A 21,384-nucleotide genomic window follows, 5' to 3' on the forward strand; every position below is an offset into this window, starting at 1 on the left:
ACTTTTACTCAAAAACAAGGCTCGTAAAACAAGGTTTTACGAGCCTCCAAATATCTACTACTCTTTCTACTCCATCACCACCGTCACCACACTCCTCTCCTTCAGTTCAATCTGTTCATTCCCTGAACGAACTTCATGCAATTTCATATCCTCTTCCTTACTGGTTTCATAATACCTCACCTTCTTTACCTTTCTTCCCTTCACCTCCATATTCACTACAACAGCCTTCTCCCCATAGTTCACACACACCAACACCACCTGCTTCTTACTTACAAATGCACTCACCAACACATCCTCATCCCTGCTCTCCGCCATCACTCTCTGCATTCCCGGCCTTACGAATCTGCTATACTGTCCCAGCGCCCACAAATTCTTTACCGCCGTCACCGTACCATCTTTATACGTTTTATCCTTCGGATGCAATGCCACCAGATAATACCTCGTATCCATATCAGACTTTCCCGGCTCCCAGCTATTCCAAAACTGCCATGCCGCAGCATTTCCATATACAAAATCATCATGCATCACTTTCGCAAGGAACAACGCACAATCCATGGCTGTACGCGGCCCATCATGCCCATCTTTGTATCCATCCGCCAACATGGAATACTCCGTTTGCCAGTACTGCAGACCATATTTGGATGCCGTATCTGCCACATGCTTACGAATCGCTCTCCTGCTGCTATCTCCCTTATCTGTAAAATAACTATGCCCACCAATAATAGCCGGTACATGAGAAAGCTTGTAAACACCACCGGCTTTCAATGCCTGTATCTGATGCGAAGCCGTCCCTTGCTGCGCATACAGATATTCCAGATGTCCGGCTTCGGAAAGTAATATCTTCGTTTTGGCCCTCACCTTATTGAGTGCAGTATCCAACGCCCCCGCAATTCTTACCACCTCACTATTCGTCCACGCAGTACCTTCCTGATCCGCATCCCCATAAGGATGACTCCAATCCCACTGTGGTTCATTCACTGGACTGATATAATCAAAATGCAATCCTTCCTTATCAAAATGCTGCCACACATTCGTTAAAAATGCAGCATACGCATCATACTGATCTAGCTTCAGATTAGACCGATGATCCTTCTCTGTCTTATACCCCAACCCATTCTGGTTCATCCATACCGGTGGCGTATTCGAGAATGCAATTAATGTTTCTACGCCATAATCCTTCGCCTTTTTCGTAAACCAAAGATATCCTGACTGCTTAGACCAGTCATAGGTGCCATCCGGTTTCAAAAAACACTCCGCACGCTTCCTGAAATCCTTTATTCCACTACTGTCCCCCTGCTCCGCCGTACCACCACCAATATTAAACCGCCAGCTGGAAAGCCCGATCCCCTCCGGCGAACCATCCTTATTAAGTCCCTTACTAAAAAGCCAACGGGCCATCTGCTCCCGTACCTCCGGCGGCCAGTATTTACCTATCCCCTCCGAAAACCAGGCACCGGAAGAACCTATATTATCTATTACCTGCGCCTTTTTGTTGACATCAATTGTAATGCGCTGCTGGGCATGGGCAAAGGCAGCCGTCATGAGCAGCATGATTGTAAAGCGAGACCGTTTCATTTATTTAAACATGGATTCAAAACAAGGTAGGCATATTATTTTTAATTGTCAATCAGACAATGAAAATTAACCGGAATCAAACCGACTTTTAGACCAGTTTTGCCGACTATTGAACCTTTTGGTTTAAATTTATAATCAGAACTTTACATCCGGATTCAAAGACCACAATTATGAAGCATGGCAGGTAAAAAACAGGGAGCGAATGTTTACAAACATTCAGAACTCGTGCAGGATGCAGAAATTGACTTGAAGTCAACCGTACCCGGTTTTGCGGTCAACTGCAATCTCCGGTTCATGGACATCCCTGCATTGCGGAACAATTTCCGGTCTGACTTCCTGGGCATCATTCTCGTTGTTAAAGGTACACTCACTATCTCCATCAACCTCGAAGAACATATTATGGAGCCTAACAGCCTCCTGCTCGCCACACCACACGCACTGAAGCAGGTGATTGCAATGGATGACAATGCCATACTCTGCGGTCTCTCCGCCACCATCGATTTCATGGGCAAGATCTTCGCAGATAAGCTACTCGATCTTATGAACTACTTTAGTACGAAATATTGTCCTCACTGGCAACTGGAAGATAAAGATGCTAACACTATTGCCAACACCTTCAATTTGCTCCTGCATCGTACTGAAGAATACAATACTCATACCTACGGTAAGGAACTCTTCTATCATGCCTTCGCCAGCCTACTGTACGAACTGGGCGGTATGGGACAGAAGTATGCAAGGATCAACCACGCCGACTTTTCCCGCAAAGAAAATCTTGTCATGGCATTTACCTCGCATGTTCAACAGCATTTCAGACAACAACGCAATGTACAGGCATTTGCAGAACTGCTGCATGTAACCCCTAAATACCTGACTGAAACCGTTAAAGAAATCAGCGGAAAAACAGCAGGAGAAATTATTGATCACTTTGTGATACTCGAAGCCAAACGCATGCTTAGCGACACGACACTCAGTATCCTTCAAATAGCAGAAGAACTGAACTTTAGTGATCAGTCCTTCTTCGGAAAATACTTCAAACGATTCGTCGGCCACTCTCCTAAAGAGTACAGACAGATCCAACGAAAATACTAAAGATTAGTGTTACAACACAGTGTAACAGTTGTAGGTTTAAGGAATGGCCGGAATAATCATATTCCGGCCTTGTTATTTATTTCTACTATAAATACTGAACCGACATTCAGACCATTTTTACCGATATTCTAACCTTTTTCTCCGCTTTAATACATCCACCTTTGCCATGTGAAATCATCTGTTCAATTTTCAATTACCAATTTTATGACATTGATTGTAAGGCAGGCATCATTATTTCTAATGGTTACCCTGATGGCTGGCTGTGGCACCAAAGCCGATAAGCAACCACAGTCCGATCCGGTTAAAGTAAAAACCATCCGCATTCAAAAGGATCCGCTTCCTCAGCAGTTAAGTTATTCCGGCACCATCGAAGCTGACAACACCGCCGACATCGGTTTTGCGGTAGCTGGTACCATTAATAACATCAGTGTGCAGGAAGGCGACCATGTGCAACAGGGACAACTGCTGGCCAGTATCGATGCCACTGAATACAACAATGCACTGGCTATTGCAAATGCCTCCCTGGACCAGGCTGAAGACATGTACCGACGTCTCAATGACCTTTATCAGAAAGGAAGTCTGCCCGCCAAAGATTATATCGAAATAAAATCTAAACTCGCACAGGCACAAGCCAACAAAAGTATCAACGCCAAACACATTGCCGATAGTAAATTATACGCACCCATTTCCGGCATTATCACTGCCCGTAAGATAGAAAAAGGTAGTACCGCCGCTCCCGGTATTCCTGCATTCACAATTATCAAAACTGATATTGTCACCGCAAAGATCACTGTACCCGAAACAGAAGTAGGCGCTATCCGCAATGGGATGGATGCCAAAGTATACATTCCAACCCTTGAAGACACCATTCCCGGCAGGATCACCATCATTAATCCACAAGCCGATGCTGTTTCCCGGACATATACCATCAAAATAAAACTGGCCAATAGCAACAACCGGCTGTTACCCGGCATGCTCACTGCTGTATTTATCAATACAGGCAAAACCGTCAACACCATTTCCATTCCTGCTACCGCCATTGTCAGAGATGCAGATGACCTCACTTATGTATACATCGCCAATGAACAACACAAGGCCATCCGCAAAAGGATCATCGCAGGGCTGCTCACCGGCAGCAATGAAGTGATCATCACCAACGGTTTACAGGAAGGCGATCAGCTGATCACAAACGGACAATCACACCTCAAAGATGGAAGCACCGTGACGGTTGAATAATCATTTAAACAAGGCTAAATGAAAAGACAAAGAATCAGCTTTATTGAAGCTGCCATGAAATATAAGCAGGTGACGTTGGTAGCCATGGGTATGCTGCTCCTGCTGGGACTCTATGCCCTCCTGAATATGCCCCGTTCGGAAAATCCAAAGATCGATATGCCTGTCGCCATGGTGTATGCCTTCTATCCGGGTGCCGACGAAGTGCAAATGGAGAAACAGGTAACGAATAAAATCGAACAATTTCTTTTTTCCTACGAAGAAATAGATAAGAAGAAAACAACTTCACAAACGAAAGACGGACAGGTATTCATCACCGTCAACCTGCATACCGAAGTAAAAGACCGTAAGAAGTTCTGGAGCACTTTACAACACGGCCTTAATACAACACTCAGATCAAATATTCCTTCAGGTGTAATTGGCCCTGTAGTCAACAGCAACTTCGGCGATGTAACGGCACAGATTATTACCGTCTCCTCTCCTATCCGCACCTATGCAGAACTGGAGAAGTACATGGATAAAATAGAAGATGGTCTGAAAGTTATTCCCGAAGTATCCAAGATCAATCGTTCCGGTGGACAGCAACAACAGATCTATGTCACTGTGAATGATGAACAGTTGCAACAATACGGCTTTGATCTGTCCACTATTGTACGCACACTGCAAATGGAGAACGTGACCGGTTATTCTGGAGAAGTAACTGTCAATTCCAATACAATTCCGGTATTTACAAATAGCCAGTACAAAACAGAGAAAGATATTGCTGAACAGATCATCTATACCACACCTACAGGCACTGTCGTAAGACTGAAAGATGTAGCGACCATCACCCGCAGGTACGAAGAACCCTCTTCATACATTCGTGTAGGTAATGACCGTGTATTGATGCTGGCCATCGAAATGCAGCCCGGTAATAATATCGTGCAGTTTGGACATACCGTAGAAAAAAAGCTGGCCGCTGTCAAATCCAAATTACCTGATGACATCCAGATCAACACCATCGTCAATCAACCTGAAGTAGTGGATGAAAGTATCAAACACTTCATGCGTGAATTTGGATTGGCCATCGGTTCTGTAATACTCGTTGTAATGCTACTTCTGCCATTCCGTGTAGCAGCTGTAGCTTCGGTTGCAGCGCCTATTTCCATCCTGATCACATTTGGTATCATCAATATTATGGGTATTGAATTGCACCAGGTTACACTGGCTGCACTGATCATTGTATTGGGTATGGTGGTGGATAATGCCATTGTGGTAGTAGACAATTACATTGAAAAACTCGACGAAGATATTACTCCATGGACGGCGGCCTGGCAGGCAGCAAAGCAGTTGTCTTTGCCTATCTTTACGGCTACACTGGCTATCGTGTTTGCATTTGCACCACTGGCGATTTTTATGTTTGGCATCGCAAAAGACTTTATCGCTGCACTGCCGGTAACAGTAGCTGTCGCACTCATTACCTCTATGGCAGTGGCTTTGCTTGTGACGCCGTATACCTGTTATGTTTTTATCAAACAGGGATTAAAGCATAAGATGAGCAACAGGAGTAATAAACGTAGTCTTTTAGACAGATTGCAGGAGACTTTCAATAAAGGAATTGAAATCGCCTTCCGCTTCCCTAAGATCACTGTATCTATTGCTGTACTGGCGCTGGTGTTGGCACTGGTATTAGCAAGTAAAGTCAGCCAGGAATTCTTCCCGCTGAGTGAAAGCAAACAATTCAATGCAGAGATCTGGATGCCCAATGGCACCTCTCTGGAAGAAACAGAAAAGGTGGTGAAGGCAGTCGAAGCAGAACTGAAGAAAGATAGTCGCGTAGTGAATACCGCCAGCTTTATTGGCACCAGCTCTCCCCGTTTCAATGTGACCTATGCACCAGAGATGCCAAGACGCAATTTTGCACAGGTCTTCATCAATACAGTGAGCAGTGAAGCGACAAATGAATTGGTGGCAAAATACCTGCCCATCTTCGATAAATATCTTCCGGATGGTTATGTACGTCTGCGTCAGTTAAGCATGCAGGAAGGTTCTCCTATTGCGGTACGTATTGTAGGTGAGGATCTGAATGATCAGAAAAAAGTAGCAGAACAGGTAAAAGATATCTTACAACAGGCTGAAGGCACGAACTGGGTACGCTCCGATTATGAAGATGATTATCTTGGCATCAGTCTGAAGGTAAAAGAGGATGATGCTGCCCGTCTTGGTATACCCAATCAGGCCATTACCCAAACCATGGGAGCAGGTCTGAAAGGCTTTGCTGTGACACAATTATGGGAAGGCGATAAACCCATACAGGTTTATCTTCGGTTAGATACTGCCAACAGAACGAATTTCAGTGACCTGGGTAATCTGCATATCAATAAAGTTCTGCTAAAACAGGTAGCTGACATCGGGCCTTCCTGGCACACCGGTGTCATTGCACATAGGAACGGATTACGTACACTCACAGTACTCTCCGAAGCACAACGTGGGATAAGGGCGTCTGATATTTTAAAGAAAGTACAACCAGCTATTGCAAAATTATCACTCCCGGATGGCGTGCATATCGAATATGGTGGTGATGCAGAATCATCCGCAGAGAATGCACCAGGCATGGGTTTAGCATTAGGCACAAGTCTATTATTGATATTGCTTACACTGCTCTTTCAGTTTAAAACTTTTGGCAAGACACTAATCATTCTTGCTACTTTCCCATTGAGTTTATTAGGCGCTTTTTTAGGACTATACATTACCGGTAATCCAATGGGTATGACTGCCTTCATGGGTATTATCAGTCTGATTGGAATCGTTGTAAGAAATGGTATCATCCTCGTAGATTATGCAGATGAATTAGTACGAGATCATCACTATAGCATTAAGGCCGCTGCACTCGCCGCCGCAAAACGCCGTATGCGCCCGATATTCCTGACCTCAGCAGCAGCAGCGATCGGTGTCGTTCCAATGATTGTAGGTAAGTCACCGCTATGGGCGCCATTAGGGAGTGTATTGGCTTCAGGATTGATCGTATCTATGGTACTGACATTATTCGTCATACCGGTCTTATATTATTTATTCGTACGTCATCCGCACGAGACGACAGGCACACCTGATATTCAATACAAACCAGCCAAAACGGCCTTAATGATAATAGTCTTGATTTGTAGTCCGTTCTTTTTGCATGCGCAATCAGTCACACTTTCGCTGACAGATGCCCGCAAAATGGCACTGGAACAAAACAGGCAAATGAAAGCGGCACAATACGAAATAGATGCCGCCAAAGCAGCCGCAAAATCAGTTGCTGCAAATGCATATCCTACTATAGACGGCTCTGTCACAGGCGTTTACCTGGGCAAACCAATCGGAGGTGCATTCAATGGTTTGATCCCGGATTATTTCGGTAGTGCCATGGTGACCGCTTCAGAAGCCATCTATGCGGGTGGTAAGATCAGGACAGGCAAAGCTGCTGCCAACAAAGGCGTAGAGATCAAAGAAACACAACGTGTGCTCACCAGCTCGCAGGTATTACTCAATGTAGAAACTGCCTACTGGCAGGTGATACAGGTGCAGGAAAAGATCATACTCGCCAACCGCTTCAGAGACATGCTGAAAGTACTCCACCAGGATTTGCAAAACTCTTATGATGCAGGTCTCATTTACAAGAATGACCTGTTAAGAGTGGATGTCAACCTGAATGAAGCGGAACTCAACATTACCAAAGCAGAAGACGGCCTGGTACTCGCTAAATTACGTCTTGCACAACTCACCGGTATGGCAGGCAACACAAGCTTTATCATTGCAGACAGTATCTCAGGCGATTTTCAGACACAATCTTTACAAAGTAATGGAAGTGATAAAAGACCGGAGATCCTCTTATTAAATCAGGCGATCGAAGCAGGTCAACTGCAAAAGCAACTCCTGAAGGCAGAGTCACTCCCCACTATAGGTGTTGGTTTCAGTGGTCTTGCCACCGCCGGCAAAGGCATCAATCTCAAAGATGGCAGTGATTTCATGGGCTCCTATTTTGGAATAGCCAGCATCAGCGTGCCCATTTTTGACTGGGGTAAAAAGTCCGGTAAAGTCAAAGAACAAACCCTGAAACTTGCTGCACAGGAGCAACAACTCATTGACACGAAAGAACTGGTAGATCTGGAAATACAACAGGCATACCTTGCACTGAATCAATCTTCCCGCAAGGTAAATCTCTCTTTACTCTCCTTGCAACAGGCAGATGAGAACCTGAAACTCGCCACTGACCGCTTTGCAGCTGGTACCATCACTGGCAAAGATGTGCAGGAAGCACAGGTCATCTGGCAACAGGCATACAGCAGTCTCATTGATGCAAAGGTGGAATACAAAATCAATGAAGCCAGTTATAAAAAAGCAATAGGTAGTTTATAATACACATATCTAATGAAAAAGGAAATGATACGGATCATGACAATTGCTTCCAGGGTATTAGCTACGCATGGATTACAGGCGACTACCATAGATACTATCAGTAGTCATTGTCAGATAAAAAAACGAGAATTCTATACTTATTTTGAAAGCAAAGAAGCGCTGATACGCGACATCCTTGCCGAATGGATAAGTAAGAGCGGAAAGCATTTGCGCATGATCCCTTCATTTTCCTTTAATGCAGTGATTGAATTGCAAACTTATTTCACCTTTATAGAAGATACGCTTGCTATGCTTACTCCCACGGTTATCGCTGAATTACAGAATGATTATACGGAACAATGGTTGAGGTTGTCATATTTTCGTGACTCAGAAATCTTCCCTTTTGTGGTGCGTAATATAGAAAGAGGGTTATCAGAAAACATCTATAAACCCGACATAGATAAATTCTTGCTGACAAGGTTATATTACTATCAGGTACAGGCTGTTTATCACGACAATTCACTATTACATGAAATGCACCGCATATTCATCCACGGTATAGTCAATAGTAAAGGGTTACATTTTACATAAAATAAAAAAGTGCTTTTGCCTTTCGGCAAAAGCGCTTTTTCGTATATACGTCTGTTAGTATTGTACCTTCACATCAGCGATAATATGATCTGAAGCCAGGCTCTTTACCTTCACAATCCCTTTTTTCCCGTTTCCATTCTTAAAGAACACCAGTAGTGGCAGATCAGTCGCGCCAAAAGTATTTTCATCATTTGTCACATACAGCTTCTTTAAAGTCACCGCATGTGTCAGAGTATCAAAAGCAGATACTGCAAAGGTATCAGCAGGTACATAATTGCGCACCAGCGACGTCTTTGCACCTGTAATATCCAGATCAAAAGAAGCATCATCAGGACTCAGGAAATTCATCTGAATTGTTCCGAGATAATTGAACGCAAGGTCAATATATTTACCCATCGTATCAGGAATCGCATTGTCTAAATAAACAGTTCCTGTGTAGGATGAGAATACACGTCCGTAAGTACTGCTATTGGGGCTCCAACCAATGTTAACATCCTGGAAGGTGACAACGCTGTCAGCTCCGGTAACCGGGGTTGTTGTTACGGTAGTATCGGTATTATTGTCTGTACCACCCTCTGTAGCCCCTTCTTTAGTACAGGCTGAGATTGCAATCGCGATCATTAAAACCGGCAGCAAAAGTTTCTTCATAGGAAAGGATCTATTATTTATTACAAAAATATGAATATTTTATAATAAATATGTAATATATGAGCAGAAAGCCCGAATTCGCTGGCTATCAACTGGTAAAAACTGGTAAGATCACAATAAATGTAGCTCCCTTCCCCTCTTCTGACTCCGCATAGATCATTCCATGATGCGCGATCACGATTTTCTGACATAGGGCCAGTCCGATACCGCTGCCTTCATATTCGCCTCTTCCGTGCAGACGCTGGAAAATTACAAAGATCTTTTTCGCATAGGTAGGTGCAAAACCAATACCGTTATCAGTTACCCGGATCTCGCAGTATGGCATTCCATTCTGCAGCTGCGGATGTTCCGCTACTTCCAGGTCGGATAAATGGCGGCTGCGGATCTTTATAACCGGTTGTTTATCCAGCTGGGTAAATTTCAGTGCATTGCTCAGGAGGTTATGAAAAAGCTGTGTCATGTGCAATGGAATACCCTGTACGGTGCATAGGGCATCCATCTCAATCATGGCATCCTTTTGCTGAATAAGTATATCGAGGTCAGCGACTACCTGCTGGATGGTTTTATGTAGATCTACGGCTTCGAACAGGTGATCCTGGCGGGATACCCGTGAAAAGGCCAGCAGGTCCTGGATCAGTGTAGTCATGCGGGTAGCGGCATTCCGGATGATACCGAGATTGCGCATACCGGTTTCGTTCAGCTGGTCCTGGTATTTATCCTGCAGGAGTGCAGAGAACATATTGATCTTACGCAGCGGCTCCTGCAGATCATGGCTTGCCACATAAGCAAACTGCTCCAGGTTCTGGTTCACAATATTCAGGTCGATATTGGCCTTTTTTAGCTCGCTGGTGCGCATTTCTACCATGCGCTCAAGTTCTACCTTATTTTCAATCTGTTGCTGGCGAATCACCTTTTCCTGTCGAAGATCGCGGGAAATAGTAGCTTTACCTTGTGAGACCCCGGTTACAGTGTCCAGCACACGCATAGTAGTCACAGATACCGGAATCGCTTCTCCGGTTTTAAAATGACGGTAGTTCAATTCGCCGGACCAGTGTCCTTTTTCAAGTACAGCTGTATTGATTTCCTGCATAATGGCCTCCATCACTTCCGGGAAGAGAAAGTCGGTATTGAACCTTTTCGCATCTTCCAGGCTATCTAATCCAACGAGTTGAAGTCCGGCAGGGTTTACATAAGAAACGATGCCTTCTTCATCGGAGAGGCTCACAAAATCGCGGCTGTTTTCTAACAGGGCCAGTAACTTCTGTTGCTCCTGTTTTGCCTTCAGGGCAGGTCGCAGATCGCGGAGAGTGGCCCCGCGGCCAATGATCTTGTCAGACCCTGCATCCTGGATGGCGATAAAGTCGGCATAACAAGGTATGCGCTCTTTCGTCACCATATGCTGGACATGAATATTGCCGGACCATTTTCTACCTGCGAGGAGGTGAGTATATACTTCTTCACCCATGAACTGGAAATCAGCAGGGTGAAAAAGGTCTTTATTGACAAGTGTAGTAATATCCAATTCATCAGAAATACCAACCAACCTTTTGCCAGCGGTATTCATATAGAAAAAGCGTCCCTGGTTATCGGCAGCGGCCATGTAGTCAGGGCTGTTTTCGACAAGGGCTATCATCAGCTCTTCCCTTTCCCAGTCTTCGATTTCTTTCGTAATATCCTGTGCGGTGCCTGCAAAGCGGTAGGCAGTGCCATCGGGATGGAAATAGGATTTTCCCTTACAATCAAGCCAGCGAACCTTTTTATCCTGCGCACCGATGGTACGAAACCGGGCGAAATAGTCTCCGCCGCTTTCGGGTTGTAAAGCATTGGTGACTGCCTGATCAACCCTGTTTTTATCATCAGGATGAATGTATTTCAGGACGTCCTGGTATTCAATCACATGCTCTTCCGGAAACCCAAACAGTTCCCTGCAGCGATCGTCCCATTTTACTTCCTTTTTCAAAGGGTCCATGTTCCAGGTACCCAATCCGGCTGACAGGAGTGCAAAGCGCATCCATTCTTCATTATTATTCTCCCTGAAGTTGCCAGTTTCTAATTGCTTTTCCATGCGTGTGAGCAGTACGTTTAAATTCTACCTGGCATCTGATATAGGAGCCACCCGACATACTACAACAAGTATACCGGATAATACGCGTATTATGTATTATTTTTTTTTAATCAGTATTCCTGGTTTCGAGTTGGAATTGTTCTGCTAGCAGCTCATATGAACGGAAACGGTCCTCAGCTTTGTCGGCCATAGTGGCAATGACAATCTCATCTACCTGATAATCATCGGCCAACTTCGTCAATTTCATTTTCACATTTGAAGGTGTACCTGAAATCATACGGGCTCTGTTGGCCATCACGCGTTGCCATTCCATATCGGTATATTCATAATCTCTCACCTCTTCCCAGGTGGGATAAACGTCAAATTTGCCCTTTTCAAGACTGAGAAGACGGTAGTCCATCATAGCTTGTAGTTCATCTGCTTTCTCCTGAGTATCAGCGCAGAAAACGAAGATACCCACGTTGGCTTCCGGTTGAGCAAGGAAGGTAGAAGGCTGGAAACGGTCGCGGTAAGTCCTCACTGCCTGCGGACCACCTACCGGGTAGATAAAGTGAGCAAAGGATAAAGCCCAACCCTGCCTTGCAGCGAGGAGTCCACTTTCCCCACTGCTGGTCAACATCCACAAACCGGGGAAGGTGTCGATATGGGGGATGGCTTTTACCTTTTCGTGAACGGTGCCAAGGGCATCGCTATCGGTGAGGTAGCCTTCAAGATCGTGAATTTGCTGTACGAACTCTCTGGGTTCGAAGCTGTTGGAAGGATTGAGTACATGTGCGGTGAGGCGGTCGCCACCGGGAGCACGGCCTATACCGAGGTCAATACGGTTGGGATAGAGGGCTTCCAGCAGACGGAAGTTTTCCGCAACTTTCAGGGTGCTGTGGTTGGGTAGCATAACGCCACCGGAGCCAAGGCGGATGTATTTGGTAGCAGCTGCCAGGCGGGCGATGAGTATTTCAGGCGCGGCACCGGCGAGTGCGCGGGTGTTGTGATGTTCGGAAAGCCAGTAGCGGGTAAAGCCGAGGCGGTCCGCCAGTTTGGCTAATTGTATGGATTCCTGGAGGGCTTCAACTGCGTTGGATCCTCTGCGGATAGGAGATTGATCTAGTACACTGAGTCTTATTTTCCTGTCTGACATATATTTTAGAATTATCGTTCCAAAATTAAGGAATAATAATGATTGTGTGTTTAAAAAATTAACGTTCATAGGGCTTGGTGCATATAGCAAGCCCTAAGAACGTTAATGCCTGTTATTTATTCTTTCTCAGTTACCTTCTTCCAATACTGTTGCACAGCTCTAACTTCGCCCCAGCTTACATTATCTCCCAATCTCGCTTTAACAGGTGCAGATGCCGTCACGCCCATTTCCTTTACCAAAGGCAGGATCAGTTGAATCTTTTCCTCACTAAGTACCTGTTTCAGTTCCAGCTCTCCCTGCCCGATAGCATCAGCCAGGTGGCTTTCAATAGTACTCACGGCCAGATTTCTGGCTGTTGCAATATCAGCTAATGACTGCCCTGCCTGGAACATCTCTACGGAATCTCTGCGACTACCACCTGTTTCCCGTTTTTTTGCCTTTTCTTTTTCCTTTTCCTTTGCAGGCGTACGCATCGCTGCATAATCCGGTAGTCCTTCGCTAAAACGCAAATCACCATAACTGGCATTTACGAATCTAAACAACCGGTTCCACAGGAACTCTTCCAGCATCATCAGCTGGGCTGTATATTTCTTAATCTTTGGAATATCCTTTACCAGTTCCAATTCCCGTCGGATAGGCTGAATAAGTCCTTCATACATATCCTGCGTAAAATAAGCCACGGCCTTGGTCACTCTTTCCCTTAGCAATGTAGTATCCCCATCAGTCAGCAATTGATCCAGCAAAGGTTCTAACTGCGTCCGGAAGCGGTTCCCTACATCCTGTAGCTGCGTCGCTTTTAGTTGCAGGTTACGGCTCAGGGTGAGGGCACTCTCCATTCCATTCATCTTCTTATCTCTTAGCCAGATAGCGTGTAATTGTAGTTCAGATGCAATCTTTCCCGCACTGAATAGCTTTATTAGCTGTGCCGCCCAAAACACCAGTTTCTCCTTTTCCAGGTTGGCAAAGAGGCGGCCTACTTCAGTTTCCCTGTTAGAATAATCCAGTACCTTTTCATCCGTACGGATTGCGCCGGGATGAATCCGGGTATTGAGTACAAGGCCTTCCAGTGAAGTACAACGGCTGAGCGCCACATAAACCTGCCCGGGGGCAAATGCATTGCCGGCATCAATAATTGCTTTTTCGAAGGTCAGACCCTGACTTTTATGAATGGTAATGGCCCACGCTAACCGGATAGGGTATTGCGTAAAACTGCCAACTTCTTCTTCCTCAACAGTACCTTCTGTTTTATTCATTGAGTACCGGATATTACGCCAGGTCTCCTTTTCCAGCACCAGTGTTTCATTACTGCCGGCCAGTACGACTACAATTTTATTATCATCGATCACACGTTCTACAGTAGCTAGTTTACCATTGAAATAACGACGTGGCTCTGCCAGGTCATTTTTGATAAACATCACCTGTGCACCGGGTTTGATTTGCAAAAGCATATCTGTAGGTAGCGCCTTATCACTGAAATCTCCTTTTATTTCACCAGTGAAGCGATAGATCTCCCCTGGCATATTTGCTAGTCGTGCGGCATTGATTTCATCTGCACGGCGGTTGTGTGTAGTGAGTACGATGTACTGATCACCTTCTCCGGTAAACTGCGGATCATAGCGTTCATTCAGGGTTGTAATCCCTTCCCAGTCAAGCGTACAGTTACGCACGCCATTGAGTATATCAATGAAAGTACGTTCATTCTGCCTGTAGATCTTCTTCAGTTCGATATATATTGGCGGTGCCTGTTGCAAGACACGTGCATGAAAGAAGAACACGCTTTCATAGTGTCCTTTCAGTAACTGCCATTGATCGTCCGGCATCACGGGTGGCAACTGAAACAGATCCCCTATATATAGTACCTGCACACCGCCGAATGGTACCAGTGGCTGGTTACGAAAGTGACGTAGAATAGCGTCAATGGCGTCCAGTGTATCGGAGCGCACCATGCTGACCTCATCAATGATGAGGAGTTCCATTTCCTTGATCAGTTCCTTTTTTTCATAATTGAAACGGATATTCCTGAAAAGAGCATGCGTATCCGTTACGCCATTATCTACGCCGAACAGGTGTGCACCTGAAGGGACATATGGGCCAAAGGGCAGTTGAAAAAAGGAGTGCATGGTCACACCTCCCGCATTGATAGCTGCTACGCCGGTAGGCGCAACAACGACAGTATTTTTAGATGTGTTTTCTCTGATGTATTTGAGAAAAGTTGTTTTACCCGTTCCGGCTTTTCCGGTCAGAAAGATATGACGGTTTGTTTCGTTTATATAATTTGCCGCCAGGTGAAACAGGTCATTGGTATGATCCGGTTGTGGCATAAGCTGGTGCTACGATGAGCTGATTTTTTAATGTTTTGAATGACCGTGAAATTAAGCAAAAAAGTGCGATAAAAAGTTTATTCATTCTGTTCATTCCTTTTTAGCAATTTTTATGCTTATCCATTTTTTGAACTAATTTCTACTTTCCAATCGGGTCCACTATAAATGTGGTATCTTAAAGAAAAGCTTTCCATGTTCAATGCAAACGATACATTTAGAAGGCTATTGAGATAAGCCAGTGGCGAGCCATCCGGAACTGCGGAAAATGTAGTAACGTAAGGCATATCTCCGGTGTATACTAATGCATCACCATGGAAAATTTTCACATGCAGGGTATCGCCTGTATGTAATTTCAATTGATTAAAAGTAGCACCGTCAATATTGGTCCAGATGTTTCCATACTGAATATCCAGTACAGGAATATTACCGCTAATGACATGATTCCTGTAAACAGGCTCCTGGAAAGGGATACGTACCACGCTATCTGGTAGTTGAGACCCTACCTGTTCAAAGGTGATCGTGCCGGAAGCCAGGCGGGCAGCGGTGTAGGCGTATACATCCCTGCCATGGAAAGTGTAAGATTCGCCAGAGTGCTGACGGCGATTACGGGATTCATCAATTTCTCGAATAGCGGCAATACCCAGTTGTTTTGCTACGAGGGTAAGGGTACCATTATCAGGAGTGACAAAGAAATGGCCGCTCTTTGTTTTTAATACCACCGATTTTCGGGCAGAACCCACACCGGGGTCTACCACAGAGACGAATACAGTACCTGCAGGCCAGTAAGGAGCCGTTTGCTGTAAACGGTAGGCTGCCTCCCATATGTTGTAAGCAGGGATCTCATGCGTAAGGTCAAATAACTGAAGCGCCGGAGATACCCCGATAGCGACACCCTTCATTTCAGCAACGGCCCCATCTTTAAGACCAAAGTCAGTTTGAAAAACGATGACCTTGTTCTGGGCAAAGGCAGAGTGGTGGGCAAGAACAGAGAAGCTGCAATAGGAAAGTGCGAAAATGAGAAGTTTGTTCATGGAAGCTTGCTGAATTAATGACTGATAAGATACCAGGCTGAAGTACATTATACAAATGTAATTATTTGTCTAGTTCGAAAAACAACTGTAAGCTGAGGAATTTGTTTGAATCAGCTAGCAAAGTCAAATGGGCATATAGATAATAAAAATTAAAGACATTAAAATTTAGGGAAATTTGATCAACGAACCGAATTACATTTTGCCAAAGGAGACATTATAAAATAAATAATCAAAATTCCATTTAATGTTTATTCGAATTACGGCTACTATTGGAGCGTGCTTAAGCATTGACTATCAACAAAGTTTTTTTATATATTGGAAAATATTTGTAATATGCATTGTCTGATTATGCAATAACCAATGTTCCGCGAATGCATTCTTTTACCTACATGAGAATGTTAATCAAGCCTATATTCATAAATAATCCACAGTAATAAATCTAATGAGGCCCCTCAACCAGGTGATGAATAATCATGTACTTCCCCATGAGTTATTATTTCTCAACATATAGAAAAATCAAAACAACATGAAAAACAAACTTATCCTTACCACTTTTATGGTGGCTGGTATAGCTACCGGTGTGCATGCCCAGGAAACTGCCTCTGCCACAGCTACCGCCACCATTGTTACACCTATCAGCATTACGAAAGATGTTGATATGAACTTTGGCAATGTTGCCGTTCAATCCACTACGGGTGGTACCGTGGTATTATCACCTGCTGGCGGACGTACCAGAACAAATGGAGTTACCCTTCCAACCACTACCGGAACAGTATCTGCAGCCTCCTTTACTGTAAGTGGTACCGGAGCTTACACTTACACGGTTACATTACCTTCTTCAGCTCATACTATCAGCAGCGGCGCTAATACTATGACAGTAACACTGTTTACCAGTACACCATCAGGAGCCGGTGGTCAATTAACTGCAGGAGAACAAACACTGAATGTTGGCGCCACGCTGAATGTTGGTGCTGCACAACCATCAGGTGTGTATGTTTCAGATACCCCTTTTGATGTAACTGTAAATTATAACTAACCATATCATATACCTATACCGGTTACGGTACAGATACCGTACTCAGTACTTTAATTCAATATCGTTTAGTTAAGCATATATAATGCTCGTAACAATACATAATAAGCGCCGTTAGGAGCCCGGTGTTTGAAGAAAACGTGCATAAAATAACAAAACACAGACTCAGCAGGGGTCAATTAAAGAGAATATTATTATATGCTACAAACACGTTGCTCCTAACGGAGCTTAACTAAACGACATTGATTTCCAATTAATTTATTTATGAAATCCATTCTACTTATAATTATTATTGCCTGGGTCTTACCAATAAAAACAATAGCACAGGGAAACCTGTTAATTACACCCGTGAGAGTGGTCTTTGAAGGACAAAAGAAAATGCAGGAACTGAACCTGGCTAATACAGGGAAGGACAGTGCAAAATATCTTATCTCTTTCATGGAAATTAGGATGAATGAAGATGGGACATTTGACAAGATCAATGAACCTGATTCGGGACAACATTTCGCCAGTAGTAATCTGCGCTATTTTCCACGTACTGTTATACTGGCGCCTGGTGAAGCTCAATTAGTAAAAATACAAACGATCAAAACCAATCAGTTAACAGCAGGTGAATACCGCTCTCATATTTATTTCCGGGCTGTACCTCATGAAAACCCTTTAGGTGAGCAGATACCAGCAATGGATTCCGCAGGAATATCAGTAAAACTAATCCCTGTTTTTGGTATTACTATTCCTGTCATTATAAGGATAGGCGCCTCTACTACAAAAGTGACTATCTCAGACCTAGCAATGGATGACAGTATCCCTTATCAATTGAATATGTCATTTACCCGTACTGGTAACTTTTCAGTATACGGGGACATTACGGTCAATTATATTTCTCCGCAGGGAAAAATAACAAAAGCAGGTGCTGTAAACGGGCTGGCCATTTATACTCCAAATACAAAACGCCATTTTCATATGAAGCTTGATAATAAAGCAGAGATTAATTTTCATAAAGGCAGATTACAGGTAATATACAACACTAAGACAGATAACACACCAGCATCGGAACTTGCGCAAACCGAACTCGAATTAAAATAAAGCAGAATAGACCATACACCTCAAACGATGATTCGTAAAATTCCATCCGGAAGTAACATAATGAATACGCTGGTAGGTGTATTAACATGTCTGTTTTTTGCACAACTATCAGTACATGCACAGGAGGCGCCTCCACGGCCTATTTCCATTTACGTTAATCCTGCACAGGGACTCATTTTTGGAGCTTTCTTTCAGGGACCGACAGGCGGCACTGTTACTATTTATCCTGATGGCTCAAGAGTTGTAACAGGCAGCATCATACAGGCTAATCTGGGCTTTCCATTTTCTCCTGCCATATTTGAAGTAGATGCTAATCCCGGTACCCTCATTACGATCATGAACGGTTCGGATGCAACGCTCACAGGCAGCAACGGGGGAACATTATCCATGCATATAGGCACATCCAGTACAGGTTCTCCATTCGTTGCCACCGCTACCTCCCCTGCACGAACACAGGTAAGGATAGGTGGCACACTCATAGTAGGTGTTCCACTCGCAAATCCGACAGGGTCGTATAGCGGTACCTTTTCGGTCACATTTATACAGCAATAAAAAATGATATTAACCAATAACAGCAACACCAAAATCATTCGCGACACCCTGCGTATGACATTGTGTGTTCTGTTATTGTTACTCACAGCTCTTCCCACGGCTCATGCGATCGGAGAAGAAGATGATCCTCCATTTTATGAAACATCCGTATTCCTGGTAGTTCCGGGCCTTGGAGGACAGGAAGTTTCCAGTGTTATCAATAATGATTCCGTATACCTCTCCATTACAGACGTATTCAATTTTTTAAAGATCAGGAATAATATATCCCCTGGCATGGATAGCGTTTACGGATATTTTATTAATGAAAATGCCCCTTTCCTGATAGATAAAGTCAATAAACGGATTCATTACCAGGGTAAAGTATTTAACCTCCATAAGAATGATTTTGTACTGACAGAAACCAGCCTTTATCTGGAAGTTAATTACTTCAGTAAAGTGTTTGGGTTGGACTGTAAATTCAATTTCCGTAATCTCTCCATATCACTGAATACAAAAGTGGAATTACCCGCCATCCGTGAAATGAAACAGGAACTGATGCGCCGGAATATTAACCGTCTGAGAGGCAAGGTGAAAGCAGATACGGTTATCCAACGCCGTTATCCCCTGTTTCAGTTTGGTGTTGCCGACTGGTCGGTGGTGGCCACGCAACAACTACCAGGTGTGAAAAATACCTGGCTGAATCTGTCCATGGGTGCAACCCTAGCCGGCGGAGAAGCGACCGTATCTCTTAATTATAATGATTATGCCCGTCAGCAACAACGCTACAGCCATGATAGTAATGCAGTAAGACCATTTGACGAGCGGCAGCAATATTACCGCTGGCGTTATGTAAACAATGATCACCGTGCATTACGGCAGATCATTGCAGGAAAGATTTTTACACAGTCTACCTCTTCTATCTTTGATCCGGTAGTAGGATTTCAATTTACAAATACTTCTACCTCCTTCCGCCGTTCATTCGGATCCTTTACCTTAAGTAATTTCACCGGCCCCGGCTGGACAGTTGAACTATATGTAAACGACGCCCTTGTAGATTACATCACCGCCGATGCATCCGGATTTTTTACTTTCCAGGTACCCCTGGTATATGGGAACTCTATCCTGAAACTCCGTTTTTATGGCCCCTGGGGAGAAGAACGTACCAGCGAAGAAAATATCAGTATACCTTTTAATTTTCTTCCCTTACATGAATTTGAATATACAGCCAGCGGAGGCATTGTTCAGGATAGTTTACACAGCCGGTTCTCGCGTGTACAAATGAACTATGGTCTTACACGCCGAATAACCTTAGGTGGTGGTATTGAATACCTCTCCTCAGTTTCAAACGGAAAGAAAATAATGCCATTTGCAAATACATCCCTGCGGATAACGCCTACTATGTTATTTTCTGGTGAGTATACACATGGTGTGAGAACAAGAGGGATATTGAGTTACCGGCTGCCATCCAACCTTCAGCTGGACCTTGATTACACACGCTATGCGAAAAATCAGAAAGCAATTATCTATAACTACCGGGAAGAGCGGAAAGTGGTCATATCCAAACCTTTTTTGAATCGCACATTTTCATTGTTCACCAGGATTACACTCGACCAGATCATTTTACCTCAAAGCAATTATACTACGGTAGACTGGCTGTTATCCGGCTCGCTGTACAAGGTAGGCACCAACTTCACCACCTATGCTGTTTTTCTGCCAAAAGAAAAAGCATTCGTGTACAGTAACCTTGCACTAGCCTTCCGCCTGCCCGGACAATTAATTGTTACCCCACAGGTGCAATATGAATATAATGCACACAGAGTGATGACGGCAAGATGCGAAGTAGGAAAATATTTTTTCCGCAATGGATATGTCAATGCCTCTTTTGAAAAAAACTTCAGAAATAACTTCAGTAATATCACGATCGGTCTACGATATGACTTTTCATTTTCACAGATCGGCTTCTCCGCACTGCGCAGCAGCGGCGTAACATCATTGGTACAATCTGCCAGGGGAAGCCTGATGCATAACGGTGAAACCGGCTATACCAGTGCTTCCAGCCGTAGCCGTGTAGGTACCGGAGGCGTGGTGCTCCTCCCCTTCCTCGATCTGAACGGCAATGGAAAAAGAGACGCTGGTGAACCAAGAGTATGCGGCCTTAGAATAAATTCCAATGGAGGCAGGGTTTTCCATGATCTGCGTGATACCACGGTACGTATCACAGAAATGGAAGCCTATGAAAACTATTTCATCCAGCTGGAACGTAACAGTTTTGAAAATATAGCCTGGCAGATAAAGAAACCCGTGATCAGTGTAATGATAGAACCTAACCAATTGAGATTGATTGAGGTACCTGTTTCCATTATAGGAGAAGTAGCCGGTTATGTATACCAGATAGGCAGTAACGATGAGAAGAAAGGCCTGGCGCGTATGAAAGTTTGTATCCTGAGAGAGGATGGCTCACAGGCAGCATGTATTCAGACAGAGTCAGATGGATATTTCAATTTCATAGGATTAACACATGGCAAATATATCGCTGAACTGGATAAACAGCAGGTACATAACCTGAGAATGAAAGTCACTCCACTGACGATTCCTTTCCAGATAACAAACAACAGGGATGGAGATGTAATAGATGGACTTGAGTTTACCACCTCTAAGATCCGTGATCACAAAGAGCATTAATAGCAAAG

14 protein-coding genes are annotated in these 21,384 nt (G+C 44.2%); 8 read left to right on the plus strand and 6 right to left on the minus strand.

What is annotated here, in order from left to right:
* Nucleotides 1-66: 66 nt before the first annotated feature.
* The gene (locus tag BW716_RS12270) at nucleotides 67-1,575 is read right to left on the minus strand and encodes a glycoside hydrolase (protein WP_083722849.1); all 1,509 of its coding nucleotides are present in this window, start codon (nucleotides 1,573-1,575) and stop codon (nucleotides 67-69) included.
* Between the two features lie 177 nt (nucleotides 1,576-1,752).
* Between BW716_RS12270 and BW716_RS12275 the strand changes: the two genes are divergently transcribed.
* From BW716_RS12275 to BW716_RS12290, 4 genes are all read left to right on the plus strand, one after another.
* The gene (locus tag BW716_RS12275) at nucleotides 1,753-2,664 is read left to right on the plus strand and encodes a helix-turn-helix domain-containing protein (protein WP_083722850.1); all 912 of its coding nucleotides are present in this window, start codon (nucleotides 1,753-1,755) and stop codon (nucleotides 2,662-2,664) included.
* A gap of 204 nt (nucleotides 2,665-2,868) precedes the next feature.
* Nucleotides 2,869-3,900 carry an efflux RND transporter periplasmic adaptor subunit gene (locus tag BW716_RS12280; RefSeq protein ID WP_083722851.1) on the plus strand — a complete coding sequence of 344 codons (1,032 nt, stop codon included), beginning with the start codon at nucleotides 2,869-2,871 and terminating at the stop codon, nucleotides 3,898-3,900.
* A gap of 18 nt (nucleotides 3,901-3,918) precedes the next feature.
* Complete coding sequence (locus BW716_RS12285; RefSeq protein ID WP_083722852.1) at nucleotides 3,919-8,274, plus strand: efflux RND transporter permease subunit; 4,356 nt, start codon at nucleotides 3,919-3,921, stop codon at nucleotides 8,272-8,274.
* A gap of 12 nt (nucleotides 8,275-8,286) precedes the next feature.
* A complete protein-coding gene (locus BW716_RS12290; RefSeq protein WP_083722853.1) occupies nucleotides 8,287-8,844 on the plus strand; it encodes a TetR/AcrR family transcriptional regulator in 558 nt (185 codons plus the stop codon).
* Nucleotides 8,845-8,898: 54 nt separating this feature from the next.
* Here BW716_RS12290 and BW716_RS12295 read toward each other — a convergent pair whose 3' ends face one another.
* The 5 genes from BW716_RS12295 to BW716_RS12315 all read right to left on the minus strand — a co-directional run bounded on the left by BW716_RS12295 (nucleotide 8,899) and on the right by BW716_RS12315 (nucleotide 16,044).
* On the minus strand, nucleotides 8,899-9,492 hold the full coding sequence (locus tag BW716_RS12295) for a hypothetical protein (protein ID WP_083722854.1): 594 nt from the start codon (nucleotides 9,490-9,492) through the stop codon (nucleotides 8,899-8,901).
* 88 nt (nucleotides 9,493-9,580) lie between these two features.
* On the minus strand, nucleotides 9,581-11,557 hold the full coding sequence (locus tag BW716_RS12300; protein WP_083722855.1) for a PAS domain S-box protein: 1,977 nt from the start codon (nucleotides 11,555-11,557) through the stop codon (nucleotides 9,581-9,583).
* 106 nt (nucleotides 11,558-11,663) lie between these two features.
* A complete protein-coding gene (locus tag BW716_RS12305; protein ID WP_083722856.1) occupies nucleotides 11,664-12,692 on the minus strand; it encodes an LLM class flavin-dependent oxidoreductase in 1,029 nt (342 codons plus the stop codon).
* 116 nt (nucleotides 12,693-12,808) lie between these two features.
* The gene (locus tag BW716_RS38655; protein WP_083722857.1) at nucleotides 12,809-15,013 is read right to left on the minus strand and encodes a helix-turn-helix domain-containing protein; all 2,205 of its coding nucleotides are present in this window, start codon (nucleotides 15,011-15,013) and stop codon (nucleotides 12,809-12,811) included.
* 116 nt (nucleotides 15,014-15,129) lie between these two features.
* A complete protein-coding gene (locus tag BW716_RS12315; protein WP_083722903.1) occupies nucleotides 15,130-16,044 on the minus strand; it encodes an S-adenosyl-l-methionine hydroxide adenosyltransferase family protein in 915 nt (304 codons plus the stop codon).
* A gap of 526 nt (nucleotides 16,045-16,570) precedes the next feature.
* Here BW716_RS12315 and BW716_RS12320 point away from each other — a divergent pair.
* The 4 genes from BW716_RS12320 (at nucleotide 16,571) to BW716_RS12335 (ending at nucleotide 21,376) form a co-directional block, all read left to right on the plus strand.
* Complete coding sequence (locus BW716_RS12320) at nucleotides 16,571-17,080, plus strand: DUF4402 domain-containing protein (protein ID WP_083722858.1); 510 nt, start codon at nucleotides 16,571-16,573, stop codon at nucleotides 17,078-17,080.
* A 261-nt stretch (nucleotides 17,081-17,341) separates the two neighbouring features.
* Nucleotides 17,342-18,163: a molecular chaperone gene (locus BW716_RS12325; protein WP_083722859.1), complete on the plus strand. Its 822-nt coding sequence runs from the start codon at nucleotides 17,342-17,344 to the stop codon at nucleotides 18,161-18,163.
* 27 nt (nucleotides 18,164-18,190) lie between these two features.
* Nucleotides 18,191-18,715, plus strand: a complete 525-nt coding sequence (locus tag BW716_RS12330) for a DUF4402 domain-containing protein (RefSeq protein WP_083722860.1) — start codon at nucleotides 18,191-18,193, stop codon at nucleotides 18,713-18,715.
* Nucleotides 18,716-18,718: 3 nt separating this feature from the next.
* A complete protein-coding gene (locus BW716_RS12335; RefSeq protein WP_083722861.1) occupies nucleotides 18,719-21,376 on the plus strand; it encodes a hypothetical protein in 2,658 nt (885 codons plus the stop codon).
* The last annotated feature ends 8 nt before the right edge of the window (nucleotides 21,377-21,384 follow it).

This window comes from [Flexibacter] sp. ATCC 35208, assembly GCF_001975825.1.
In the GTDB taxonomy this organism is placed as follows: Bacteria; Bacteroidota; Bacteroidia; order Chitinophagales; family Chitinophagaceae; genus Chitinophaga.